Source organism: Sphingomonas sp. (genome assembly GCF_029239295.1).
Classification (GTDB): Bacteria; Pseudomonadota; Alphaproteobacteria; order Sphingomonadales; family Sphingomonadaceae; genus Sphingomonas.
The window spans coordinates 75,170-100,740 of sequence record NZ_JAQZBC010000011.1 but is presented as its reverse complement, the minus strand read 5'-3'; the positions used below and the strand labels follow the sequence as shown (position 1 = coordinate 100,740).

The 25,571-nt window shown below is 64.6% G+C and carries 22 protein-coding genes and 1 riboswitch; of the genes, 16 read left to right on the top strand and 6 right to left on the bottom strand.

Annotated features, from left to right (window positions below):
- Positions 1–64: 64 nt before the first annotated feature.
- From K0S66_RS11825 to K0S66_RS11800, 6 genes are all read left to right on the top strand, one after another.
- A complete protein-coding gene (locus K0S66_RS11825) occupies positions 65–496 on the top strand; it encodes a MarR family transcriptional regulator (RefSeq protein ID WP_301075611.1) in 432 nt (143 codons plus the stop codon).
- 60 nt (positions 497–556) lie between these two features.
- Positions 557–1,057, top strand: a complete 501-nt coding sequence (locus tag K0S66_RS11820) for a 2Fe-2S iron-sulfur cluster-binding protein (protein WP_301075610.1) — start codon at positions 557–559, stop codon at positions 1,055–1,057.
- The gene (locus K0S66_RS11815) at positions 1,054–2,040 is read left to right on the top strand and encodes a xanthine dehydrogenase family protein subunit M (protein ID WP_301075609.1); all 987 of its coding nucleotides are present in this window, start codon (positions 1,054–1,056) and stop codon (positions 2,038–2,040) included. Before K0S66_RS11820 ends, K0S66_RS11815 begins: the two co-directional genes overlap by 4 nt.
- Positions 2,037–4,349: a xanthine dehydrogenase family protein molybdopterin-binding subunit gene (locus tag K0S66_RS11810; protein WP_301075608.1), complete on the top strand. Its 2,313-nt coding sequence runs from the start codon at positions 2,037–2,039 to the stop codon at positions 4,347–4,349. The genes K0S66_RS11815 and K0S66_RS11810 overlap by 4 nt, the downstream gene beginning before the upstream one ends.
- Positions 4,350–4,500: 151 nt before the next feature.
- Positions 4,501–5,142 carry a DUF4334 domain-containing protein gene (locus tag K0S66_RS11805; RefSeq protein ID WP_301075607.1) on the top strand — a complete coding sequence of 214 codons (642 nt, stop codon included), beginning with the start codon at positions 4,501–4,503 and terminating at the stop codon, positions 5,140–5,142.
- Between the two features lie 147 nt (positions 5,143–5,289).
- On the top strand, positions 5,290–5,610 hold the full coding sequence (locus K0S66_RS11800; RefSeq protein WP_301075606.1) for a hypothetical protein: 321 nt from the start codon (positions 5,290–5,292) through the stop codon (positions 5,608–5,610).
- Positions 5,611–5,998: 388 nt separating this feature from the next.
- Here the strand turns inward: K0S66_RS11800 and K0S66_RS11795 are convergent, their stop codons facing one another.
- Both K0S66_RS11795 and K0S66_RS11790 read right to left on the bottom strand, forming a co-directional pair.
- A complete protein-coding gene (locus K0S66_RS11795; RefSeq protein WP_301075605.1) occupies positions 5,999–6,271 on the bottom strand; it encodes a UvrB/UvrC motif-containing protein in 273 nt (90 codons plus the stop codon).
- 87 nt (positions 6,272–6,358) lie between these two features.
- Positions 6,359–6,688 (bottom strand): SMR family transporter, encoded by a 330-nt coding sequence (locus K0S66_RS11790; RefSeq protein ID WP_301075604.1) that lies wholly within the window; start codon positions 6,686–6,688, stop codon positions 6,359–6,361.
- Between the two features lie 389 nt (positions 6,689–7,077).
- Between K0S66_RS11790 and K0S66_RS11785 the strand changes: the two genes are divergently transcribed.
- From K0S66_RS11785 to K0S66_RS11775, 3 genes are all read left to right on the top strand, one after another.
- Positions 7,078–8,883 carry an SLC13 family permease gene (locus K0S66_RS11785; protein ID WP_301075603.1) on the top strand — a complete coding sequence of 602 codons (1,806 nt, stop codon included), beginning with the start codon at positions 7,078–7,080 and terminating at the stop codon, positions 8,881–8,883.
- A gap of 307 nt (positions 8,884–9,190) precedes the next feature.
- Positions 9,191–9,466: a hypothetical protein gene (locus tag K0S66_RS11780; protein WP_301075602.1), complete on the top strand. Its 276-nt coding sequence runs from the start codon at positions 9,191–9,193 to the stop codon at positions 9,464–9,466.
- Between the two features lie 236 nt (positions 9,467–9,702).
- On the top strand, positions 9,703–10,578 hold the full coding sequence (locus K0S66_RS11775; protein WP_301075679.1) for an SDR family NAD(P)-dependent oxidoreductase: 876 nt from the start codon (positions 9,703–9,705) through the stop codon (positions 10,576–10,578).
- A gap of 540 nt (positions 10,579–11,118) precedes the next feature.
- On the opposite strand, the gene K0S66_RS11770 is transcribed toward K0S66_RS11775, so the two are convergent.
- On the bottom strand, positions 11,119–12,180 hold the full coding sequence (locus K0S66_RS11770) for an SDR family oxidoreductase (protein ID WP_301075601.1): 1,062 nt from the start codon (positions 12,178–12,180) through the stop codon (positions 11,119–11,121).
- Positions 12,181–12,690: 510 nt separating this feature from the next.
- Between K0S66_RS11770 and K0S66_RS11765 the strand changes: the two genes are divergently transcribed.
- Together K0S66_RS11765 and K0S66_RS11760 are read left to right on the top strand one after the other, a co-directional pair.
- Positions 12,691–15,351, top strand: a complete 2,661-nt coding sequence (locus tag K0S66_RS11765) for a M1 family metallopeptidase (RefSeq protein ID WP_301075600.1) — start codon at positions 12,691–12,693, stop codon at positions 15,349–15,351.
- A gap of 338 nt (positions 15,352–15,689) precedes the next feature.
- Positions 15,690–16,298, top strand: coding sequence for a hypothetical protein (locus K0S66_RS11760; RefSeq protein WP_301075598.1), 609 nt, complete (start codon positions 15,690–15,692; stop codon positions 16,296–16,298).
- A 238-nt stretch (positions 16,299–16,536) separates the two neighbouring features.
- Here K0S66_RS11760 and K0S66_RS11755 read toward each other — a convergent pair whose 3' ends face one another.
- Together K0S66_RS11755 and K0S66_RS11750 are read right to left on the bottom strand one after the other, a co-directional pair.
- Positions 16,537–16,872, bottom strand: a complete 336-nt coding sequence (locus tag K0S66_RS11755) for a VOC family protein (RefSeq protein ID WP_301075596.1) — start codon at positions 16,870–16,872, stop codon at positions 16,537–16,539.
- A gap of 762 nt (positions 16,873–17,634) precedes the next feature.
- Positions 17,635–18,690 (bottom strand): tyrosine-type recombinase/integrase, encoded by a 1,056-nt coding sequence (locus K0S66_RS11750; RefSeq protein WP_301075595.1) that lies wholly within the window; start codon positions 18,688–18,690, stop codon positions 17,635–17,637.
- 208 nt (positions 18,691–18,898) lie between these two features.
- Here K0S66_RS11750 and K0S66_RS11745 point away from each other — a divergent pair, with 208 nt between their 5' ends.
- From K0S66_RS11745 to K0S66_RS11730, 4 genes are all read left to right on the top strand, one after another.
- Positions 18,899–19,414 (top strand): spore coat U domain-containing protein, encoded by a 516-nt coding sequence (locus tag K0S66_RS11745; protein ID WP_301075592.1) that lies wholly within the window; start codon positions 18,899–18,901, stop codon positions 19,412–19,414.
- Between the two features lie 60 nt (positions 19,415–19,474).
- On the top strand, positions 19,475–20,155 hold the full coding sequence (locus K0S66_RS11740; protein WP_301075591.1) for a fimbria/pilus periplasmic chaperone: 681 nt from the start codon (positions 19,475–19,477) through the stop codon (positions 20,153–20,155).
- Between the two features lie 147 nt (positions 20,156–20,302).
- Positions 20,303–22,453: a fimbria/pilus outer membrane usher protein gene (locus K0S66_RS11735; RefSeq protein WP_301075589.1), complete on the top strand. Its 2,151-nt coding sequence runs from the start codon at positions 20,303–20,305 to the stop codon at positions 22,451–22,453.
- Complete coding sequence (locus K0S66_RS11730; RefSeq protein WP_301075587.1) at positions 22,444–23,403, top strand: spore coat U domain-containing protein; 960 nt, start codon at positions 22,444–22,446, stop codon at positions 23,401–23,403. Before K0S66_RS11735 ends, K0S66_RS11730 begins: the two co-directional genes overlap by 10 nt.
- 20 nt (positions 23,404–23,423) lie before the next feature.
- On the opposite strand, the gene K0S66_RS11725 is transcribed toward K0S66_RS11730, so the two are convergent.
- Positions 23,424–24,044: a glutathione S-transferase family protein gene (locus K0S66_RS11725; protein WP_301075585.1), complete on the bottom strand. Its 621-nt coding sequence runs from the start codon at positions 24,042–24,044 to the stop codon at positions 23,424–23,426.
- Positions 24,045–24,229: 185 nt separating this feature from the next.
- Positions 24,230–24,452, top strand: a riboswitch (cobalamin riboswitch).
- A gap of 119 nt (positions 24,453–24,571) precedes the next feature.
- Between K0S66_RS11725 and K0S66_RS11720 the strand changes: the two genes are divergently transcribed.
- A complete protein-coding gene (locus tag K0S66_RS11720; protein ID WP_301075584.1) occupies positions 24,572–25,555 on the top strand; it encodes a putative oxygenase MesX in 984 nt (327 codons plus the stop codon).
- Positions 25,556–25,571 lie beyond the last annotated feature (16 nt).

Below are 25,571 nucleotides of genomic sequence, written 5' to 3'. Positions count from 1 at the left end.
GGCATGATGCGATCTGCTGCGATGCGACTCGCAAAATTGCATCTGGTGCGTTTAAGCGGTCGCCATGACGATGCCGACCGACGAGGAACTAGCCGCGCTTGGCGCTGCGTTCGACCTGTTCGCGCGCCGCTATAAGCTGGCGGAGGCGCTCGGGCCGGAAAAGCCGCTGAACGAACTCGACAAGCAGATCCTCTCCTATGTCGCGAAGAACGACGGCTGCGGGCCGACTGACATCGCGCGCTACCTGGGCGTGGCCAACACCACCGTCTCCTCCGCCACGGACCGGCTGGTGAAGCGCGAATTGCTTCGCCGCCAGCGGCCGGAGGCGGACCGGCGCGCGGTGGCGCTTCACCTGACGCCGGCGGGTGAGGGCAGGGTTGCCGCGCTGCAGGCGATGTATGGCGAGCTTCATCGCCGGATGCTGTCGCCGCTCGACGCCGACGAGCGGCGACAGATGATCGCGATGATGGCCAAGGTGGCAAACGACGATACTTGAATAGTCCGAACTTCGTGATACTTTCCTGACGGCGCGCAACCGCGTCGCCAGGAGAGGTTCATGGCAATCACGATCAACGGCACCCCGGTCGATCCGCCGGCGGATGCGCGCGTCTCCCTGCTCGATCTGATGCGCGATCGGCTCCATCTCACCGGCACCAAGATCGGCTGCAATCAAGGCGCATGCGGCGCCTGCACGGTGCTGATCGATGGGCAGCGAGCGCTCTCATGCCTGACGCTGGCGGTGCAGGCCGACGGCCGCGCCGTCACGACGATCGAGGGGCTGGGCGCGGAGGGGCTTCACCCGTTGCAGCAGGCGTTCCTCGACCATGATGGTTTCCAGTGCGGCTATTGCACGCCGGGCCAGATCTGCGCCGCGAGCGCGATGCTGGAGGAAGTCGCCGCCGGCATGCCGAGCTATGTCACGCGAGACCTCGCCGCGCCGGCGCGGCTGACGCGCGAGGAAGTGCGCGAGCGGATGAGCGGCAACCTGTGCCGCTGCGGCGCGCACAACGGGATCATCGACGCCATCATGGCGGTCGCCGAGGGGCAGGCGGCATGACGCCGGTTCAATATCGGCGCGCGGCAAGTGCGAGCGACGCGATCCGGCTGGCGGGCGCGGCCGGCCACCGGCTGCTCGGCGGCGGGACCAACCTCGTCGACCTGATGCGCAAGGGCGTGGAGCGGCCGGAGACCCTGGTCGACGTGACTGGCCTGCCCGGCGAGATCGAGGAAGCGGCGGACGGCAGCATCGTGATCGGCGCCGGCGCGCGCAACAGCGCCATCGCAGCCCACCCGCTGATCCGCAGCCGCTATCCGATGCTGTCACGCGCGATCCTGGCTGGCGCCTCGGCGCAGATCCGCAACATGGCGACGGCGGGCGGCAACCTCCTCCAACGGACACGCTGCGTCTATTTCGCCGATGCGGCGGGATCGCGCTGCAACAAGCGCGCGCCGGGCAGCGGATGCGACGCGATCGGCGGCTTCACCCGCTATCATGCGATCCTGGGGGCCTCGCCCGCGTGCATCGCGACCCACCCGTCGGACATGGCGGTGGCGCTGGCTGCACTCGACGCGCGGGTGCACGTCGCCGGGGCGGAGGGCGCGCGCGCGCTGCCGCTGACCGACGTCCACCGCTTGCCGGGTGACCGGCCCGACATCGAGACGGAACTGGCGCCGGGCGAAGTGATCGTCGCGATCGAGCTGCCGCCGTCACGGGTCGCGCCGCGCTCGGACTATCGCAAGGTGCGCGATCGCGCCTCCTATGCCTTCGCGCTCGTCTCCGTCGCTGCCGGGCTGGTGATCGAAGACGGGCGGATCGCCGAGGCGCGGATCGCGCTGGGCGGCGTGGCGCACAAGCCGTGGCGCGCGTGGCGCGCGGAGGCGGCGCTGCAGGGCGAAGCGCCGAGCGAGGCGGCGTTCATGGCGGCGGCGGAGGCGGAGCTTGCCGCCGCCGACGCGCAGCCGGGCAATATGTTCAAGGTGACGCTGGCGAAGCGGACGCTCGCCGCGGTTCTCTCCGGGCTTTGCGAGGATCAGGCATGAGCAGGGTACAGAATGTCCTCGTCGGCACGGTGCGCAGCGCACTTGGCTGGGTCCCAGCGCAATGGCTGCCCGGCGGCACGCCCGATCCGCTGATCGGCCGCCGCGGCGAAGTGGGGCGCCAGGCCGCGCGGTTGGACGGTGACGTGAAGGTGCAGGGGCAGGCGCGCTTCTCGGCCGAAGTGCCGCTGGAGAACCTTTGCTACGCCGCGCTCGTCCACGGCACGATCACGCGCGGGCGGATCACGCGGCTCGACACGGCGAGGGCGGAAGCGGCGGATGGCGTGCTGCTGGTCGTCACTCATCGCAACATGCCGCGCGTGTCGGGCCCGTCGCTGATCGCGATCACCGATCCGACCGCGGTGGGCAACAGCAGCCTGCCGATCCTCCAGGACGACAAGGTTCATTACAACGGCCAGGTCGTCGCGGCGGTGGTCGCGGAAACGCAGGAGCAGGCGGACCATGCCGCGTCGCTGATCGACATCGACTATGCCGCCGAGCCGGCCGAAACCCGGTTCGAGGAAGCCAAATCGGGCGCGCGGATCATCCCGTCGCTGCTGATCGAGCGTAATCACCTGTCGATCGGGAAGGCGGAGCGCGAACTCGGCCGGTCGCCGCACCGGGTGGACAATGTCTATCGCACGCAGTGGCAGAACCATAATGCGATCGAGCTCCACGCGCTGACCGTCGCGTGGGAGGGTGAGACGCTCACCGTGCACGACACGACGCAGATGATCGCGTCGGAAGCCGCGACGCTCGCCAAGATGTTCGGGCTGAAGCGTGAGGACGTGCGCGTGCTCTCACCGTTCGTCGGCGGCGGCTTCGGTGGCAAGGGCTTCTGGGATCACCAGGTGGTGGCGGTCGCGGCGGCGCGGATGGTCGGCCGCCCGCTGCGGCTGCAGCTCAGCCGCGAGGGCGTCTATCGCATCGTTGGCGGGCGAAGCGCGACCGAGCAGCGCGTGGCGCTCGGCGCCGATGCCGAGGGCCGGTTCACGGCACTGATCCACAACGGCTATTCGGTGATGCCGCCTTATGGTGCCTGCCCGGAAGCCTATACGCTCGGCACGCGATCGGCCTATCGCGCGAAGAGCTTCGCTATCCTGCAGCGGCATATCGACATGGCGGTGGTGCCCAACACCTTCATGCGCGCGCCGGGCGAGGCGATCGGCACTTTTGCGCTGGAGAGCGCCGTCGACGAACTGGCGCATGAGCTTTCGATCGACCCGATTGAGCTTCGCCTGCGCAACCTGCCGGAAAAACACCCGACCACCGGCGCGCCATTCTCCCAACATGCAGCCGCCAAGTCATGGGCGGACGGCGCCGCGAGCTTCGGCTGGGAGCGGCGCTCGGCTACCCCCGGCGCGCGGCGCGAGGGGGAATGGCGCATCGGCATGGGCTGCGGCAGCGGCAGCTTCCCCTACATCCGCATGCCCGGCGCCGCCGTCCGCCTGACGATCCGGCGCGATGGTACCGCGACGCTTGCCTGCTCCGCGCAGGAGATGGGGATGGGCACCTCCACCGTGCTCGCGCAACAAGTTGCCGACCGACTCGGCGTGCCGCTCGACGCGGTGGTCATCGAGACGGGCGATTCCGATCTGCCGGCGGCCCCGATGGCGGGCGGTTCGGGGCAGAGCGTGTCGATCGCCGGCGCATTGCTGGCGGCGTCGGAGAAGCTGCCCGCGGAGTTGCTGCGCCTCGCCGGGAACGACAGCCCGCTCGCCGGGCTGAGGCCGGGCGAGATCCGCCTGGGGGAGGAAGGAATGGCGAGCGCCGCCGATCCGAACCGGCACGAGACGTTTCGCTCGATCCTCGCCCGCGCGAATCGCGACGAGGTGAGCGTCACCGCCACCGGCACGCCGCCGCTGGAGATGATGAAGTTCGCCATGCACAGCACCGCGGCGATGTTCTGCGAGCTGCGCGTCAGCGACGTGACGGGGGAGATCAGGGTCGATCGCCTGCTCGGCTCGTTCGACTGCGGCACGATCCTCAACCCGCGCACCGCGGCCAGCCAGTTCCGCGGCGGCATGATCATGGGCCTTGGCCTCGCGCTTACCGAGGAGACGTGGCTCGATGAGCGCAGCGGGCGGATCATGAACCCGACGCTGGCCGATTATCACGTGCCCGCGCACCTCGACGTGCCGGACATCGAGGTGATGTGGACCGGCATCCCCGATCCCCGATCGCCGCTCGGCGCACGCGGCATTGGCGAGATCGGCATCACCGGTGTCGCGGCGGCAGTCGCCAATGCGGTGTTCAACGCCACGGGCAAGCGCGTGCGCGACCTGCCGATCACGCTGGACAAGCTGCTGTAAGGCGAGGCGGGCGTACGGCATACCGATTACTCGAGGTCTTTGCGCCGCGCCTGCCGATGGCGGCCGGCGCAGACTTGACCGAATTGTGCCATGCTTCAGGCGACGTCATCGACACCCGTAACGTCCGCAACGCCTGTCCAGCGCTATAGCCGTGGTTCGGAACCAGGCTCGCACGAACCGGTTCGAGTCCATTATGCCTACGCAAGCCGAACGAGCCACGCCGACTATACCTCAGCTCTCTCCTGTCGTTTCAGCGCAGGCTGAATCATTAGCCTGGCTCGAGAACGCATCTCGTCACGGCGCGGCTCGCAACGAGGCACTTGCCTATTTCGACCGCCTGGCGCCCGTGTCGCCAGCGACGATCGCGGGGCGGTGGCGCGGCGCGGGGTTGCACACGGGGCACCCGATGGATGGCCTGCTCGAGGCTCATGATTGGTATGGCAAGGCGTTCGACGCCCGAGGAGAAGCGCATCCCCTGCTGTTCTGCCAGGGCAGTGCAATCGTCTCCATCGACCCCCGTTGGATCCCGCTCAGCGCGCTCCACAGCAACAAGGTTACGCGATCAGCGCTCGCCCGCGCCGGGTTTGCGGCTGCGCGGATGGTGTTACGGACGACCAGCCCGCAGGCGCGGCTGCGCCTGCTCACCCATCGCGGCGTGGCGTCCGCGGCGATGATCTACGACCGACTGCCGATTATCGATCTGTTCCGTCAGGTCACGCCTGACATCCTGCTTGGACTGATGGACGTGCGCGGTGCGCCGCCGTTCTTCTTTACCTTGCACCGGGAAGACTGAGGGACAGGCACTCACCACAGAACCTGTGGCGCATCGCCCAGGCGCACCTGAGGTCGCCCGCTTCAACAGAGTAGCTCGAAACGTACACCGCGCGGGGCGGCGGCCTGATACCGTGCATTGGCAGGGTTCCCGGGTTACAGCGATCGGATGTCAAATTCCCGAAGCAGTGCTGGCTCCGTCCTTGTCGATGGTGTCATGTACGACTGGTACCTACAGCGTGAGCCGCATCTGTCAGATGACGAAGGCTGGAAGGGAATGACGATTTCCTTGCTCCAGCAGGATGCCAAGCGCGAAGCACTGGTCGAATTCCCGCCGCCCAAGCGGTTGTTGAAGGGTTTGCCACGCGGCCGTCTCCAACTGGATGACGCGACGATCTCGCGCTGCGTGCGCGCCGCCTTGTCGGCGGGGTGGGAGCCGATGTCGCGGGGCAAGCCGGTGGTGTTCACGGTCGACGCGGACGGCAACTGAGAGCGGAAGCGCGTTTCCACCCCCTTCCGAGAGTAAGATATGTAGTGCAAGCACGCCGGGGCCAAACCGGGCTTACGCCTTACCCGATTTTTCAGTGCGAAATGGTGACGTCCGCTCTGATCGAGCGGGCGGTGCCCGCGACTTGTGATATGCCGTAAATTGCTGGGGCATCGGCCGGCATAAGATGGAAGACCAAGCCGATCTTCCGGGCGCCTCTTTATCCCTACCCCTCGAAAAGCCGCGGTCGTATTCGGACGACCACCATTCGACACATATCGACCAACAAGGGTTACCGGCGCGATGGCTCCGGTTTCTAGTGCGCCGAGATCTGTTGTTCGGCTGAACGTCGGCGTTCGGCGTGCCCGCGATGCGACCTAGGAGATCACCCTTACTTTCGTTTCCGACCGGTCGTCATTAGATCGGGCTTCGACGGTGGCTTCCATCCAGGTGGCGGAACCGGCCGCTGGCGGCTCGTCCCGAGCCCCATGGCACCCGGCTGTTGCCGGGAAAGACCCGACGTGTCGGCTTCGGCGGCCGCTGCACGACTGGCTCCTCCTCGCATCAGATTGATGCGATCACGGATGCGCCGCGCCTCCTCGAAGTCGAGCGCGCTCGCTGCATCCTCCATCCTGCGTTGAAGATCCTCAATCGTGTCGGTCATCACCCCTGAACGCGCGACTGGGCGTTTGAGCAGCATTGTGCCCGTGATCGGCTGGTGAATCGTGCGGTTGCTTTGACCCGCCCATGCTTAGTGTGCGCCCGCTGTCGAAAACACGTTCATCACGATCACGCCAGCGATAATAAGCGTCATTCCGACAATCGCCGGGCCATCAAGCCGCTGCCCTTGGAACAGCCACGCGATGACGGCTATCAGAACCATCCCGACGCCCGACCAAATCGCGTAAGCGATGCCGGTGGGGATGGTCTTGAGGGTCTGCGCCAAGCAGTAAAAACCAACTGCGTAGGCTACCACAGTGAAGATGCTCGGGATCAGCCTGCTGAAGCCATCGGACGCCTTCATACAGCTGGTTCCAATTACCTCCGCTACGATCGCGCCGGCGAGATAGAGATAATTCATGGGCACTCCTGTGCGGAAACGAAGCGGATCGTCTTTCCCTCGAAGATGGACGCCGTGGCAAAGAAGAACCCCCCCCGGGCGCAGGAGACATCACCCTGCCACTCTGTTCTCGGCTCGCATGCTCTATCGGCGCGAAGGAACATCGTCACGCCGTTTACGGGAACGAGCCGCCGTCGAGTGTCAGGCGCATTGCGAGGGCAAAGCGCCCTCTCTAGGTCGAACGGAAATGCACGCTCTTCGCTGTGCGATGCGTGAGGGGAGTTTAGTTTGATTGAAAAAGGCCGCGCCAGAAACCGGTCGGCGCCGCCGACACCCGCGGGCGAGCGGACCGTAAACGGCGGTACGCACACGGGAATTGCCGCCGCTGGCCTAGCTTTCGGGTCGCCGGCGTGACGGCGCTTTTAACTGGAATGGGCCAGCACCTTCCACTGCTCGGCCTTGTCTTCATTATCCTCCTGTTTGCGGCCTTCGCCATTGAGCGTTTTCCGCCCGTCACGGTCGCCGTTGCTGGCGCCAGCGCGATGATTGCCTTTGGCTGGCTCACCCCCGCCTTGATTACGGCATCCTTCGCCAATTCAGCACCAATCGCCATCGCCGCCTTTTTCGTCTTGTCGGGCGCATTGGTACGCACGGGCGCGATCGAGGCGCTCGCAAGCACGGTGGTTCGCCGTGCCGGCGAACATCCGCGGCGCACCGTGGCAGAATTGCTGGTCGGAGCAGGGATCGCGCCAGCCTTCATCAACAACACCCCCGTCGTGATTGTGCTGATTCCGCTGGTTAAGCGACTTGCCGCCAAAGTCGGTATCCCCGCCACCCGGCTGCTGATCCCCTTGTCATACCTGTCCATTCTGGGCGGAACGCTGACGTTGATCGGCACGTCAACCAACCTTTTGGTTGATGGTGTGGCACGGGCGAATGGGCAGGTTGCTTTCGGAATCTTTGAGATTACCGGCGTCGGCCTTGTCACCATAGCGGCGGGCGTGGCGACGCTCCTGGTTTTCGGCCCTCGCTTGCTTCCGGCGCGCGAAGACAACGAGGTCGTTGACCGGCACGAGCTCCGCTACCTCACCGAATTGTCCTTTTCTGACGATTGGCCAGGCGAACTGCCCAAATTGGCTGGCCTGTCTTTCCTGAAGCGCGACGCCGTGCGGTTGCTCGCCCTTCGCCGGGGCGCGGCAACGATCCGCAACCCGGGCGCGGACATGCAGATCGTGGCGGGGGACCGCCTGGTGATCGCTAGCTCAGCCGACGAACTGGACGATCTGGCGCGCAGCCGCGGTGTCGTGGTGGGTCTGCAGAACGTCGGCAAGCCGATCCGCCTGGCCGCGGATGAGCGCGCTGACGATGTGCGCCTGATCGGGCTGACGATCGCACCATCGCATCCGGCGCTTGGGCGCGAACTGCGCGATATACCGTTCCTGTCTAATGTGCCCGCGCGCGTCCTCGGGATCGGGCGAGCGCGCCATCTTCCCGGCCCGGACCTTGGCAGCGTCCGATTGCGACCCGCCGACAGCCTGCTCGTCGCGGCAGAAGCGCCGGCGATTGCTGGCCTGCGCGACAATGCCAACCTGATTGTCGAGGACACCAGTCACGTTCGGCGCTTCCGCCGCCGGCGAGCGCCCGTCGCAGTGGCGACGCTGCTCGGCGTGGTGGTGCTCGCCGCGATCGGCGTCCTGCCGGTGGTCGCGCTGGCGTTGATCGGCGTGGGGGTCGTTCTCCTCACCCGCTGCGTTGACCCAGAAGAGGCATGGCGCTCGATCGACGGGAGCGTTTTGGTCCTGATCTTCGCCATGCTGGGAATTGGCAGCGGGCTGGAGGCGATCGGCACGGTCGATCTGATCGTCGATTCAGTCTCGCCTTGGCTGAGTACGCTTTCGCCGCTGATGTTGATTATCGTGCTTTACTTCATCACGTCGCTGCTGACCGAGACGGTCACCAACAACGCGGTCGCCGTGATCATGACGCCGGTCGCGATCGGACTTGCCCAGGCGACGGGCAACGATGCGCGCGCGTTGATCGTTGCGGTGATGTTCGCTGCTTCAGCCAGCTTCGCCACCCCGATCGGCTATCAAACGAACACCATGGTGTATGCCGCCGCTGACTACCGGTTCTCCGATTTCGTAAAGATAGGAGTGCCGATGAACATCATCGTGGGCCTGGCAACTAGCTTCGCCATATACTGGCTTATACAATAGGTTACGAGGCCTCGGTGCTAGAGGTCGGCACCGTAGCGGCCGACGTAAAAGCGTCGAACGGAGCATTCTAGCCGCTTGGTATGCGGACCTTCATCGATCACTTCTCTGGCGACTATTTCGACAACTCCGGGCGATGTGGCGGAGCCAATCGCACGCTCAGGTGATATTCTCTGGGACCATCTCGCCGGAGCTCGCAATGCCGTTCACCATCGCCGCGCTACTTCTAGTGTCAGCCACGCCGTCGATGGTTGGTGCTCAGGCACCCGCGGCAGGCGGTGCCACTTGCGACGGGCTTTCTTCCGCCCAGATGAAGAAGCTGCAGTCTACGTATCGCGGCAGAGTGATGCTTCAGGGTCGAGCAAAGGCCGATGCGTGGCTGAAGGGCGAATGCGGGGCAGCAGCGAACGAAGTCGCTGAACAGGCCGCCGATCGCGGCTCTCCCCGAAAAACCTCAGAGCGCGCGAAAGCACGTTCAGGACGCGAACAGCGCGACAAAAAGGGCTGCCGCTTGGTAATGCGTCCGATCGCCACGCTGGGCGGCGCCATGACGATGGCGCAGGTGCCTGTCTGCGACAAAGAATAGCAAGTACGACGATTCAGGCTTCGCTTGACCGTCCGGCCGCAGAGGCGCCGGACGCCGGGGACGAAGGACCTTTCAATCCCAGTTTCTCGGCTTGCGCTGGCAATGAGAACGTCGTTCTCGGCCCTGATCCGCTAAGTCGAAGTGCTTAGCTGGCGTCCGGGCAACAAAAATCCTAGCATCGCGATGAAAAGCCGTCCGGCAAGGATTGGTGTTGGGAGAGAGATGCCGTGAAAGACATGCGGGGAAAGACTGCTTTCATCACCGGCGGCGCGAGCGGGCTGGGGTTCGCGATGGCCGAGGCGTTCGGCAGAGAAGGCATGAACGTCATGATCGCCGACATCGAAGCTGAGGCGGCGCGAGCGAAGGTGGAGGAACTGCGCGCCCGGCAGATCAGGGCCGAATGGGTGCAGGTTGACGTCACGAGCCGCGATTCGGTGCGCAAGGGCGCCATCGAGACGATCGCCAAGTTCGGGAAGGTGCACCTGGTCGCGAACAACGCGGGCATCGGCGCGGGCGGGCCGCTGGGCAGTGTGCCGGAGGGTGACTGGGACTGGGTGATCGACGTCAACCTGAAGGGCGTGGTCTACGGCGTCGAGGTCTTTGCTCCTCTGATGGAAAGCCACGGGGAGGGCGGGCACTTCGTCAACACCGCCTCGATGGCCGGGCTCATCAGTCCGGCCGGCATGGAGCCTTATTGCGCCAGCAAGTTTGCCGTCGTGGCGATGAGCGAAGGCTGGCGGCAGCAATTGTCGCCGAAGAACATCGGCGTTTCGGTCCTCTGCCCCGGTCTGGTGAGTACCCACATCTACGCAGGACGACGCAATCGCCAGAATGCGGTCTATGGCGAGGGCGACAAGGAATTCGGCCAGGCTGATCTCGAGCGGCAGCGCGAATGGATGGCGGGCGGCATCGACCCGCTGGTCGTCGGGGGCCGCGTCGTGGAGGCGGTGAAGGACAACGACCTGTATATCCTCAGTCACGTCGAATATGAGCGCGTGGTGCGGGAGCGCTTCGACCAGATCATGGCCGCATTTGAGAAATCGAAGCAGAGCCCTGCACTGAGCGCGCTTCCAACGGATCGCCGCCTGGATGTTGTAAACATCGACGTCTGACCCGCCGATCGTTCGATCTCACGCGACGCCTTCGTGATCGAGAGCTCTTTGACCTATAAGCTGAAGGACCCGGCCTATGCTTCTGCGTCTCACCTTCTACGCAGCCGTTAGCACGGCAGTATCCTCGTCTGGAGTGGCGATTGCGCAATATGCTCCCGTAGATCCGATGCCCTTGGGCCAGTTATCTACAAGCACAATGGCGAACAAACTCTCGGGGGACATCGCCAGCGGGAAATCGGGCTCCACCGCTCAATCCAGCCGCTGCTTTGCTGATTCCGGCCCCGGACCGGAACGGCGGGCGCTCGAAGCGGGCTATGCTCGCCGTCTGCAATCAAGCGGAAAGGCAAGTGCGGACGCCTGGCGCGCCGAACAAGGTCGTCGGTACAGAGCGGGGCTCGTTGCCGAAGGTAAGTGCAAATAGCCATCTGACCTGACGCCGCGCGCGGCGGGGCAGAGTTGGTGCGGTTGAGACGACGTTGGGCAATGACTGTCCGCTTTCGGGTAGAAGATCGCCGAAAGCGGACAGTCGGCTACATTGTCTCAGGGAATCAGACGATCAGCGCGCAGACGTTCGAACAGGGCGAAGAAGGCGTCGTCCGTTGCCTGGTACCTGCTGAAGCCCAAGCGCCGGCTCTTGGACATGTCGGTGACCACTTCGATCGGGCGGCCAAGATCGGCGTCGGTATGCCAGGGCGAGGCGAGGCGGGCGAGGTCGGGCTCGGCCAGGTTCTCGCGTTCGGCGATCGCACGCCACAGCCTCGCATCATTTGCCATCTGCACCTCCAGAGGGCGGGGTGTGCCATCAAAGGGCGCTGCCTCCAGCCCGAACCAATTCGCGATACGGCCCCACATCCACTGCCAGCGGAAGACATCGCCATTGACGATGTTGAACGCTTGATCATGCGCGGCTTCGGTTTCCGCCGCCCACAGCAACTGGGCAGCGAGCTGACGCGCATCAGTCATGTCGGTCAGCCCGTTCCACTGCGCCGCTGAACCGGGGAAGGCGAACGGCCGCCCGGTCTCGCGACACAGCGTCGCATAAACAGCAAGCGTGGTGCCCATGTTCATGGCATTGCCGACTGCCTTGCCGATCACGGTGTGCGGGCGGTGCACGCTCCAGCTGAAGCCATCGCGCGCCGCAGCCGCGAACACCTCATCTTCCTGGGCGTAGTAGAAGTTCTCGATGTCGAGCCGACCCTGCTCCTCGCGGAACGGCGTCTGCGGTAGCGTGCCTTTGCCATACGCTTCGAACGGCCCGAGATAGTGTTTGAGGCCTGTGACGAGCGCCACGTGACGCGGGCTCGTCGGTTTGGGCAAGCCGTCCAGCAGGTTGCGAACCATCGCCGCATTGACCCGGATGTTCTCCGCCTCGCTGTCCTGCCGCAACCAAGTGGTGATGAACACCGCGTCCGGCGCGATCCCGGCAAGCGCGGCGGCAGTCGCGGACGCATCCTGCAGGTCGGCCGCGATCGGTTCGACGCCCTCCTGCGCGGTCGGGCGACGAGAGAGACCGTAAACGTCCCAGCCTTGCTCAGCCAGCAGCCCCGCGGTCGCACTGCCGACGATCCCGCTCGCGCCAACCACCAATGCCTTCTTCGCCATCTCGACCCTTAAGCAACTCAGCGAGGCCTAGGTAGGCAGTGTCCCGGCCGCCTTCCAGACGGCACGAGGAGGTTGGCGGCCATGCAGCCGGGGTGGGTAGAGCGGGAACGGAGGCAGGACCTCGGGCGTCGGCGCGTTTCGCTGTTCGCAACCAAGTGAACCGCATGCTGCTCCACGATGGACATTCGTCCGCTTGGTTGGCGTGCACCAGGGCATCTTCACCGGCGAAGAAGTACACCGCCCCTCGTGCCCGAGCGCGGAATTGCCGGCTGACCTCGCAAGTTGCCGCTTCTTGAAGTCGCTTTTGGAACAGCAGCAGGAATGAAAGAAAAGTAGCCGTTCTTCGTCAGGGCGTACAGTCAACAAGACGCCAAATGCTGCGTCGCACGAGACGGTTTCTCCGACGAAGACGATCGAAAGGTGGGAGGCACTTGCCAGCGTCGCTACGGATACTTGCTGCGCGCCGCGTGGCGCCGTACCCGTCGTATGGATCTGATTTTCGGAGCTTCCATGCGCGCCATCCTTCTTGCAACGACCCTGTCCTTGCTGTCCTCGACAGCTGGCGCGCAGACCGCAGCCCCGCCGACCACCGTCCTCGCCGCCGTCACGGCAGATCCGGCTGCGCCGAAAGGGCGACTGTCGGACGCCGCAATGCCCACGGCTTATCGGCTCGATTTCACGATCCAGCCGAAGCAGGCCAGCTTCTCCGGCCGTGGCGAGATCGACGTGAGGGTGAAGGCGCCCACCAGCCGGCTCTACCTCCACGGCCGAGACCTCAAGGTGAAGGCATCGGCGCGCGTCGGCGGGCGGACGATCCCTGCCACCTTCACGCAGGTGGACAAGACGGGCACCGCACGGCTCGATTTCGCGCAGCCGGTGCCCGCGGGGCGCGTGACTCTGGTGTTCGACTGGACCGGCACGTTCGGCGACAGCGCGTCGGGCCTCTATCGCGTCAAGGTCGGCGACCAATGGTATAGCTGGACGCAGTTTGAATCGATCGATGCACGTGCGGCTTTCCCCAGCTTCGACGAGCCCGGCTTCAAGACGCCCTTCACCATCTCGATCACCACCGATCCCGGCTTCAAGACGATCAGCAACGCGCCCGAACAGGGCGTGACACGCGTCGGCGCGCTGGAGAAGCACCAGTTCGCGCCGACGCGCCCGCTTCCCACCTATCTCGTCGCACTTGTCACCGGGCCGTTCGTGCACGAGGTTGAGGCGATCGCGCCCACGCCAGAGCGTGCCGAGCCGCTGCCGCTGGGTATCGCGTTGACCCAGCCGCTGAAGGACAAGACGGCCTATGTGCAGGCGGAAACGCCGCGCATCGTCACCCTGCTGGAGCGCTATTTCGGCACGCCTTTTCCCTTCCCGAAGCTCGATCAGATCGGCTCCCCGATCATGCCGGGCGCGATGGAGAATGCCGGCGCGGACATTTATGGCGACGGGATCATCGCGCTCGCGCCCGACGCGCCCGTCTCGCAGAAGAAGGTGTTCGGCATGGTGGTGGCGCATGAGCTTGCCCACCAATGGTTCGGCGATCTCGTCTCCCCGGTCTGGTGGGACGATCTGTGGCTGAACGAGAGCTTCGCCAACTGGATGGGCTTTCGGATTGGCGGCGAATGGCGGCCTGAGCTCAACATCGGCGTTGGCGGCCTCGAGGAAGGCTTCTCCGCCATGAACACGGATTCGCTCACCGTCGGGCGACCGATCCATGAGCCGATCACCGAGAACGCCAACATCGATTCCGCCTTCGACAGCATCACTTATGGCAAGGGCGGTCATGTGATCGCGATGATCGCCGGCTATCTCGGCGATGAGAAGTTCCGCGACGGCGTGCGCCTGCACCTGAAGCGCCATGCCTATGGCAATGCGGCCACGGCGGATTTCTTCAAGAGCCTGGCCGATGCCGCGCATGATCCGCGCGTGGTGACGGCGATGCAGAGCTTCGTCGATCAGCAGGGCGTGCCCCTGATCACGCTGAAGCGGGACGGCAACCGCTTGGTCACCAGCCAGTCGCGCTACACCTTCATCGGCCAGGCGCCGCAGCCGACCCGCTGGACGGTACCCTTCTGCTATCGCGTCTCCTCGACCCGCAACTGCACCCTGATCGACGGGCCCTCGGCGGTGATCGATGCGGCAGCCGGCAACGCGGCGTTGATGCCCAATGCTGGCGGCACCGGCTATTACCGCTTCGATCTGGAACCTGCCGACTGGGATCGCTTGATCGCGACCTTCCCGACGATGCCGGGCGCGGAGGCGATCGCCGCGAGTGACAGCCTGTGGGCATCGTTCCGCGCGGGCCGGATGGATGCGCGCCGCCTGCTCGCCGGCACCGCCGCGCTCGCCGCGAACGCCGATTCCAACGCCGCGCTCGATGGCGCGCAGCGACTCGCCGGGCTGAACCGCCGCGGCATCATCCCAGCCGCGGCGGTGCCGGCCTACCGCGCCTATCTCGACCGCATCTTCGCGCCGCGCCTCGCGGCGCTCGGCTTCGATCCGGCGGCGGGCGCCTATGCCAAGGATGATCCCGATCGGCAGAAGCTGCGCGCCGATCTAGTCTCGCTGCTCGCCGGCGAGGCGGAGGACAAGGCGGTGCTGGCGAAGCTCAGCGCCGCGGCGCAGCGCTACATCGCCGGCGACAGGGCCGCTCTCGATCCGACCTATCTCGCCGATGGCTTTGCCGCGATCGTGCGAGCGGGCGGCCTTCCTGCGGCGAAGCGGATCATGGACCTCGGCCCCACCAGCGAGGATCCGATCGTGCGCGAGGCGGCGCTCGCCGCCGTCGCCGATAGCGGCCAGCCGGAAATCGCCACCTGGGCACTCGGCTTCAGCGACCCGCGCCTGCGCTCGCTCGAACGCGCGACGATGCTGCTGCGTCTGGCCCAGGCATCCGGCACCGTCGCGATGACGGGCGACTGGATCGTCGAAAACATCGAGCCGTTGTTGGGCAATGCGAATGGCATCTTCGCCGGCCGCCTGGCCCAATCCTTCGCAATGCAGTGCGGAACGGACCGCGCCGCTCGCATCGATGCGGCGGTTGGCGACAAGATCCGCGCCGCCGGCGCCGGGGTGCTCGACTATGAGCGCACGCTCGAAGCGATCCGCCTATGCGGTGCGCTGCGTGAGGCGAAGTCAGCCGAACTGGGAACGGCGCTGGTCGGGGAGCGGTGATGGCTGGAGGCGCCGGGGCGCTCCAGCTGGAGCAAGCCGAACCGAGTGGCGGAGGATGCTAGAGATGCGTGATAAACTCTGACCCACGGCTGCGTTGCGGCTCGTCAGAGTCTGAGCCAGCGCCCGATCAGCTATGGTCAGGACACGTGAGAACTGATGCTGTAGTAGCAGTCATCAAGTAACCGAAGGGGCGCTTAGTGCTGTTTCTTGCATTGCTCTTGCAGGCTGCCAATCCGGCACCTTCGGCCATTTCACCGCCCCCACCTCCACTTCATGGAGGCCCTGAGGAGACTGTCTGTCCCGTGGGCGGAGAACGGTTCGCCGCTTGGCGGACGGCGATGTACAGTACCTATGGTGAACGACCGGACGGGAAGCCTTATAGCTACTTGTCCTTCCCGCTCCCGATACCTGAATGCCCAGGCAACAAGCTGATCGTCTTCGACGATTTCACGCCGTCTGAAGTCGCTGCACTCGAGAGTCTCATTGCGTCCAAAGAGTATAAGGATCTGATCGCCAGCGAGACGACGTATTACCGCGCCTACTGGCTCGCTACCAAGCTAGGACGACCAGAACCTGGGTCACTCGGTCTGCTTCTTTCCGCGATCTGGCAGGTGTCGCCAGGGGCAGGGGAATCGACGGTCGCCCAGATGAGCAAATCCTCGCTACGGCGCTACCAGCTGATGTTCGTCGAAAGAGTGCGGCGGATCGGCCCCGGGCTTCAGGCGAAGGAGCAGCTTTGGCTGACAGCGCGCGCAGCCAACGCTGCCCGGCAGCTCGGACAATTCAAAGAAGCCGAACAGCTGCGCGCGCGTGCTGAAAGGTCGCTCGCCTACCTGCCCGAGAGGGGCGGCTGGGGCACATACCTGGCGAAGTTGAAGGCAGTGATCGCTCGGCGGGATAGCGGTGTCGAGCCCCTTGACATGATCCCGAAGCAACAGATCCCATAGGTCTGTATCCGCCTGCCGTCATCAGCAAACGCGTTTGACCGCGCCGCGTGCGCCGACCTGGAAGTAGCCAGCCAGGTTGTCCGATTACGCGAAGCGCAGCAGCCCCGTGCAATGCAGCACTAAGGCATACCTCGACAGAGGCGCCTAGCGGCCGTTGTTATACCGAGTTCGACGCGCCGTCGGCCAACTGAAACCGCAGTCGCACACACGGCCGGAATGGGGCTCGGGGACAGCCAGATCAGCCCGGCTGCATGATCGCCAGCTCCACCCCGTTGGGATCGAGGAAGTGAAAGCGTCGACCGCCCGGAAAGGCGAAGACCGGCTTGCTGATGGTTCCGCCGGCGTCGGCAACACTGGCTTGCGCCGCTTCAATGTCGTCCACCAATACCACCGGCAGCGGCATCTTGGGCGCTTCAGTCATGTCGCCCTGCAATCCCAGGTCAACGTTGCCGGTCGTGGTGGATGAATAGCTCGGGCCGAAGTCGGTCAGTTCCCACCCGAACACGGCCGAGTAGAAGGTCCGCGCCGCGCCGAGGTCGGATGCGGGAAGCTCGATGAAGTTGATCCGTGGCATGAGCGATCTCCTATGCTCGCTTGCGAGCGCGCGTGGCGGGGAGGCCCGACACGCTGCGCGCTATCCATGACCTGAGTTGATCCGGCTGCGCCAGCACGGATTCCGGAACAAGGACGTAGGATTTGCTCGCGGGCTGGTCCGGTTCGTAGCGAAGCGGCTCCCGGCAGCGACAGCATCGCTTCGTGCTCTTTACCAACGAACTTCAACGCCAATCCCACATTCGAGAGTGACGCGAACGGCTTCCCATCCGCATAGCCGAAGAGTCCACCGAACATCGGCCGGAACGCAACATCCAGATCCCGTGGCGCCGCGCTGATCAGGATCGCCTGCAACATTTGGGGATCATGGGTCATGCGGTTCCTCTCCTGTCGCAATCCTATAGCATGCTTCTAGATCGGTCCGGACTAGTCCATGGTGCGGCGGCTGAGATCACTTGAGCCTTAGCGATCCTACGAGATAAAAGACGATGTTTGAAGGTGCCGATTATGATCGACGTTGACGCATATCAGCCTCTATCCAGCAAGACGCACTGGGAGTTCACACAGACCGTCTGCTGCTGCTGAAGGCGAATTGCGCGAAGTCATCTTCGACAATTCGGGAGGGGCAACGTGCCGGACCATCTTACGCGTCATCGGCATCTTTGGTCACCGGCTGATCAAACCCGGTTACCGGGCAACTAGCCGATGTCGATTTGTTCGGTGATCAACTCAACGATCCTCCAACGTTGCAGCGAGCGTCGGCATTCAGCACTTGGCGCGTGCGCTACAGCTTCCCGACGACCTTGGCCGCGGCGTTAGACTCCACAGCTAGCGCTTGCGCATAGCGGGCGGGTTGGGCGGGGCTTTTCCATCTTAGCGCCTGCATGATCCCGGCGAGGTCCTGACCGCTGGCGAACAGATCCTGCGTCAGGCCGACCCGCGTCGAGTGTGCGGTCAGGCTTGCGCGCCAGACATCGAAATCAGCGGTGTCGATGACGCCCAACAGACCCGACGCATGGGCCGCGTCCAGCATCGCCCTATATATAAGTGTCACCGATTGGGCGGACAGCGCGGCGCCGACGCTCCAGACGTCGTCGCCAGCCTTATCGCGGGTCCGGTGGAGACGGCGGAACAGCGCGCCCTCGGTTCGACCGCCGCAGGCGGCCCGCCAGTCCGCAAGCGCAGCCATGGTACGCGCCGAGAGATAAGCATAAGCGCCGGCACCTTCCTGATCCGCCTTGGATCGCGGTACAAACAGCCGGCCACCGCCGCCGCCGCCGCGCTCGACATGCGGCCAGCGGATCGCGACGATCTCGGAGCGGCGAAGGCCCGTATCGAAGGCAAGACTGAGAAGCGCGCGATTGCGCTGTCCGGGTAAATTATCGCCCGCCGCTACCAGCATCGCCTCGACACAGACGCCGACCGGCCCGGCGGCGGCAAGCGGATCGGCCACTTCGCCGCGAAAGCGCAGTCCGCGCGCCTGCCGTTGTCGCACACCCAGGGCGCGTCGCTGCGCCTTTAATTCCAGCCGCACGCGTTCGGCGCGGGTGGGATCGGGCTGATCAGCAAGTGCGTGGAGCCGACCGATGGAGGATGTGTAACGCGCCAGCGTCGCGGCCTTCTTTCCGTGATCGGCCTGATCGCGAAGGAACTCGGCAACGGTGGCCGGCAATGCAGGCAAGGTGACAAGCCCGCGCTGCGCGCACCAATCAGCGAACACCCGGATGTCGGCCCGAAGCGCACGCCACGAATTCTCGCTCATCGCGCGACGCGCCGCATCGATCACATCCGGATCGATCGCGACTGGTGCATTTCCAAGGATCGGCAGCAATGCGCTCATCGCCGCTGATCGTGCGCGACAACGAACAGCCAGTCAATCGCACTAGCGATAGCGGACATTATCGCTAGTGCGATGCGGCACGTTTGCACTCGTGCCATTACGTATCGTTTCGAACCGGCGAACCCGCGACAGTCACGGGACGGAGCGGTTCAGCCGCGACGTACCCGCGAGACTCTTTCGCGGGCTGCGTAACACGGGAGTGATGGACGTGCTTCGATATGCTCTGCTCATTGCCCCGGCGCTTCTTTGGTGCGGAACAGCCGAGGCGCAGGTGACCTCCACCGTCACTGGTGAGCTTCAGGTCAAGTTGCTTGTCACAGCATCGTGCGAGGTCTCAGGATCGTCGACGGGCAGCATCGGCACTGCGCTCCTCGATTTCGGCTCCACCACATTGCTGCTCGAGGCGATTGATGCCGACACCGGCACGTCCGGCGTCGATGCGCTTGAAGTCCTCTGCAATCCCGGCGTCAGCTATTCGATCGACTTCAACGCCGGGCAGCACGCCGCCGCTATCGCCGACCGCGCTATGCAGCTGGAGGGCGGGACCGAACTCGTGCGCTATCAGATCTATTCCGATGCCGCGCGCGCCAACGTCCTGTCGACGCTCTCGGGAGTAGGCACCGGAACGCCGGAGGCAATCCAGGTATTCGGCCGAGTTCCCCCTCAAGCCGCCCCGACGCCGGGCACTTATCGCGACGTGGTCACGGTGACCGTATCCTTCTGAAAGGGACTGACTATGCGTCCGCCACTAGCGACCTTGCTCCTCGTGATCGGCGTTGTTCCTATGCCGGTGATCGCCCAGACGGCGCTTCGGGTGCAGCCGCTGACTGTGGAGGTGACGTCTCCTTCGCAGGCGTCGTCGATCAACCTGCAAAATCGCGGCCCGCGCCCGATGGTCCTCCAGGTCCGCGTCTTTGATTGGTCGCAGGTCAACGGGCAGGATCAGATCGCGCCCACCACGGAGGTGGTCGCCAGTCCACCTGCCATGACGATCCCTCCGGGGCAAAGCTACACGGTGCGGCTCGCGCGCACTGCCGGCGCGGTCAATGCGGGGGAAAAAAGCTATCGTCTGTGGGTCGACGAACTCCCGCCGCCGGCGCGGCCGATGCCGGCCGGTGGCGGCGAGGTCGACGTTCGATTGCGCTATGATCTACCGGCGTTCTTCCGCGCGGGGGACCCGCAGCCCGCGCTCAACTGGCGCGCCTATCGCACCGGCGGCCAACTCGTCGTCGAGGCGAGCAACTCCGGCGCTGGCCATGCCCGTATCGAGGGACTTCGGCTCGATAGTGCGCAGGGGCCGATCAGCTTTGGCAGAGGACTCAACGGCTATGTTCTTCCCGGCGCGACACGGCGCTGGGTTGCGCCGACCGGCGCACCGCTCCCGGCTGCAAATGCCAATGTGACCGTGGTGGCAGGAGTCGGCGGGCGTGAGATCAGACAAGCGACCGCGATCGCCTCCCGGTGAGCGATTCGCCTTCCGGATAAAGGTTGTTGTTTCCGCCTGCCTGATCGTGGTTCCGGCGACGGCACGCGCAGGTCAGGAAATTACAGGGAGACAAGACGTCGAGCTGATCCTGGCGGTGAGCGTGAATGGCAGACAATCGCCTTTATTGTGGCAAGTGACGCAAGGCTGGCCGATCTTTCGGGCGTCCGGTTCCGCTACTCGGAGGCAGCGCAAGCGCTGGCGTTCGAGGCGGCGGACGCAGCATTGGTGCCCGTCGTGCTTGATGACGCCGCGCTTCAGACGTCGCTGGATCCGGATTCGGTAAAGACGGATACCGGCGCCGTCCTGAATTACGGCTTGTTCGTCGACGCGTCTCGGGCGGGCCTTCGCGCCTCCGGTCAATATGATCTGCGCTTCATCAGTCCTTTTGGCGTGGGGCAGACCACCGGCTTTGCTAACTGGCGACCACAGAGCGAAGGCGGCTTCGAGCATGTGCGGCTCGATACGCAATGGCGCTATGTCGATGTGCGCCGCGTCCTGGCCATGACGGTGGGCGACACGATCGCCGATGGCGGGCAGCTCTCGACTGCCTATCGCCTTGCCGGTGTTCAGATCCGCCGCAACTATCTCGAGCGCCCGGATCTCGTCGCCGCGGCGCTGCCGATCCTGACGGCGTCTGCCGCCGTGCCCTCTACCGTCGATCTATACCTGAACGGGCTGCGCTATTTCTCTGGTCAGGTTGGACGGGGCCCGTTCGAGTTCCGCTCGCTCCCCAATCTGGGCGGCGGCGCGACCGCGACGATTGTCCTGACCGACGCCGGCGGCCGCGAGACCCTGATCAGCAAACCGATCTTCTTCGTTCCCAACCTTTTCCCAAAGGGCCGCCTCGGCTTCTCGTTCGAAGCCGGCTTTCCCCGGCGCAACTATGGGCTGAAGTCGTTCGATTATTACCCCGATTTCGCGGCCTCCGGCACCGCCGCCTACGGAGTTTCGGATCGTCTCACGGTGATTGGGCACGCCGAAACAACCCGCGATCTGTGGAACGCCAGCGTTGGCGGCGTCACTAGGCTGGGGGATTGGGGGTCGCTCACCGCCGGCCTCGCGGTGAGCCGGTTTCTCGGCAAGACGGGAATACGAAGCCGGCTCGACGTGCAGGCCCGCGTCGCCGGTATCAACCTGTTCGGCGGTGTCGAAGAAACGGGCAACAACTATCAGGATATCGCCACCGCCACGCTCACCCGCGACAGACTGCTCAATCGTTCACCCGATCTCGTGGTCATTTCCGATCCAACGCTGCCGCCGCTCCTGTCCTTTTCACGCCGGGTGGAGCGGCTTGGCGCGAACTTCACCGTCCGGCGCACTGGCGTGAACCTCAACTACGCCCATGCCCGACTGGGCCAGGATGAGTTGCGGATCGCCAGCGCCTCGTTGTTCCGTCCGGTGTTTGAACAAGCGTCGGCGTGGATCAACGGCTATAAGGATTTCGGCAAGCGCGGGGACTGGGGCATCTTCGCCGGGATCACCTTCACGCTCGGCCGCAACGTCTCGGCATCCGCCAGTGTGGCGCAGACGCAAGGCGGCGCCACGCTGCAGACCAGAGCGTGGCGCACGCCCGGGCTCGAACGGGGATCGCTCGGCTGGACAGTCGTCAACAATCAGGCCTTGTCGGGAAGACGCGAGACCTATCGCGCGGCCAATCTCAATTATCGCGCGCGTTTTGCGTCGCTTGAGGGCGGGATCGAACAATATGGCGATGAAGTTCATGTGACGGGGTACGCCGAAGGGTCGATCGTCGCGATGAAGGGACTTTACGCCGCGCCGCGTATCGATTCGAGCTTCGCCGTGGTCAGCGGCGCTGGCCCGGATACCCCGGTGCTGTCCAACACGCGGCGCGTCACCCGGACGAACAGGCGCGGCAAGGCGTTAGTGACTGATCTGACGCCATTGGCGCCCAATACGGTTTCGATCGACCCGACCGGGCTGCCGGTGGACGTGCGCCCAGCGCGGACAGAGGCCGTCGTCGTGCCCCCACCGTTCGGCGGCGTATCGATCGATTTCGGGGTCGCCCCGGAAAACAGCGCGATCGTGATTTTGGTGAATGCCCAGGGCCAGGTGCTTCCCGTCGGCACGGCGGTCAGCGTGACCGGCGTCAACGAGCCCGCCGTCGTTGGCTATGACGGACGTGCGTATTTGACCGGCCTGCGCAGCATCAACAGGGTGGAGGCGCTACTTCCCGAGGGCGGAACATGTGCCGCCACTTTCGACTATCAGCGCGCGGCGGGCCGGCAAGTGCAGATCGGGCCCGTCACATGCCGCTAAGTGCGCCGGCACGCGTCGCCGAACGGTCGCTCTGGCGACGAATGTTGCTGGCCATTGCCGTCGCCGGATTGGCGATCTTCCTTTTCATCCCGCAAAAGGCGCAGGCGAATGCTTCCTGCCAGGCGGATCAGCCGACGCTCGATTTCGGCAGCTCCCGCACAACGCGTGGGACCATCAGCTGGAATTGCACCAACTTCGAGGCGACCCCGATCAGTTTTACACTGTGCGCCGCGATCGGCACGCCAAGCTTTCCGGGCACGGTGGACCAGCCTAAATTGATCAGCACCGCACCGACGCCGGCCGATTTCAACGTCTATGTCGACAGCGCGGGCAGCCAAATTTGGAACAGCACCAATCCGCTGACGACCACCGTGACCGTCGCCGGAAACTCCCGAACGACGGGTACCTTCACTTATTACGGGCGAATAGCGCCCGGGCAGGCCATCACGCCGGCCAATTACTCCGCCTTCTTCTACAACACGGTGATCGGTTTCCTGACCGCCGGATCGACGGCGTGCCAGCGGAATGGCCCCAATCTGTTCGGGGTCGACGTGACGATCAGCGTCACCGCCAATGTGGTCGAGGGGTGCATGCTGGGCACGATCGGCGACATCGATTTTGGCGAACTCGCCGGCCTGCAGGACCGGATCGACGCGGCCGGCTCAGTGCAACTGGTGTGCCCGCCGAACCGCGGCTGGACACTGAGCTTCGACGGGGGCCGCCATGCTGCGGGTACCGAACGACGGATGCAGAGTGCGGCGGGCGACCTTATCCCTTACAGGCTTTACCGCGATCCCTCGCGCAGCAATCCGATCGACATTGACGGGGTCATTTCCGGGACGGGGACCGGGGGAGTCGACACCGTACCCGTTTACGGCCGGGTCGAAATCGGCACTCTCCCCACCGTCGGGCAATATGCGGACTTCATCGTGGTCACCCTCGGCTTCTAGGCTGCGGCAGGTGCTCCGCCTTAGAGCCCCTCGTGCGATCGCTCCATCGCCCGCTTATAGGCGTCGCGCCCAGTGGTGCGGTCCAGATAGGTCTGTTCGACCTCACCAAGCATCAGGTCACAATGCTTCTGGCCCAGCGTTAAGGCAAAGGTGACCGAAATGTCCGCCGCAGTGAACGTCTCCCCAGCGAGAAACGGTGAATAAGCAAGACGTTGCGAGACAAGTCTCAACCGCTTCTGAAATGATTGCAGGCACCATGTGGCGGCCCAATTGTCGCGCTCAGCCGCAGGGGCGATGAAGCGGCTGACGATCACCGGCATCATCAGCGTCGCCAGCCCCGCTTCCCCCAGATGAAGGAATTGTTGGTACGCGGGAAAAGCCGGATCGTCGGGCGCCGGGGCGAGCGGGGTCGGCGCACGGCGAGCGATCAGATACTCCATGATCGCGATCGATTCGACCATGACGACATCGCCGTCCTGCATCACTGGAATATAGTCCGCCGGATTGAGCGCCAGGAACGCTGGGTCACGCCGGTCAGCCAGCATGTCGACCTGCCGCACCTCGTACGGCAGTCCCATTTCCTCCAGCAGCCATGTCACGCGGATCGACCGCGATGTCTGTCCGCCCCAGACGATGATCATGTGCCATCCTCCGCTTGTTAATGCGCGTGACCTGATCTTTAGCGAGTGATCGTACGCCTCTCCGCGCGCGCTGGCCAGCAGTGGCGATTGACCGGAGGAGGACGGCTAACCGCCACCGTTCGCGCACAGTCATTACCATATAAACATATCTTTATATCCGCATTGACAGAGCCGCGGGGATGATGTTGAAACGGGCCTGTCGAGGTTCCTCATCCCAGGCATGGCGGTGAGGCTAAGACGGGAAGCCGGTGATGCCTTTCGGGGCAAATTCCGGCGCTGCCCCCGCAACTGTAAGCGGCGAGCGGCGGTTCCATTTCGTGTCACTGGGCCTCGCAACGGGCCCGGGAAGGCCGGAACCGCCGCGTTGACCCGCAAGCCAGGAGACCTGCCTCCGACGCGATAACGTTCCTCGGACGGGGGTTCCTCCGGTGGATCGCGCTTGGAAGGCAGCGGGTGGCTCTTGCCATCCGCCGATCGATGACACGCGCGTTCTTCCAGGCTCCCTGTTCGACAACAGCAGGTGAGTCATGACGAATAGCGGCTTCACGTTCAGGACCAGCAGCATCCCATTCGACGAGGATTATCGCCCCGCCGAAAGCACGCGCATCACCACCAATTTCGCCAATCTCGCGCGGGGAGAAACCAGGCGAGAAAACCTCCGCAACACGTTGACGATGATCGACAATCGTTTCAACGGGCTGATGCATTGGGACAATCCGACGGGGGATCGCTACGCGCTCGCGCTACGCATCGTCTCCGCGCATCTCACGCTGGAAAATGGCGGCGCGGCGGGATTTCCGCTGATCGAAATGCTGCACACGATCATCGTTGATCGGCTGACCGGCGAACGGGTCGACGGCATGACCGGCAACAGCCTGTCCTCCTACATCCGTGACTATGATTTCAGCATCCGGCTGAGTGATCATCAGCGGCATGGCCCCGGCGACGACGTGCCGGAAGGGTTCGGCGACCTGCACGGAAAGCTCTTCAAGCACTTCCTGCGATCCAGCGCCTATCGCGACCAGTTCCGCAAGCCGCCGGTCATCTGCCTCAGCGTGTCCAGCCGGCAGGTCTATCATCGTACCGCCAATGCCCATCCCATCCTGGGGGTCGAGTATTGCTGCGACGATCGGTCGCCGACCGACGCCTATTTCGCCAAAATGGGCCTGACGGCGCGCTATTTCATGCCGCCCCACGCCGTCGCCCCGCTGGCCTTTTATCATCTGCGCCAGCTGCTCGACGATTATACCCATGCCGAACTGGCCAGCACCGTCGCCACGATGGAAACCTTCCAGAAGATCTACCGACCGGAGATCTACAATGCGAATTCGGTCGCAGCGCAGCGCTACCAGCCCAGCCTGACGTACCAGGATTATTCGCTGACCCGCATCGTCTACGATCGAGAGGAACGTAGCCGGCTGGCGATCGCACAGGGCCGGTTCGCGGAGGAACATGTCATCCGGCCGCATGGTGCGATGCTGGAACAATGGTCCGCCACCTGCGGACTGTGAGCCCCTCCCCCCGCGC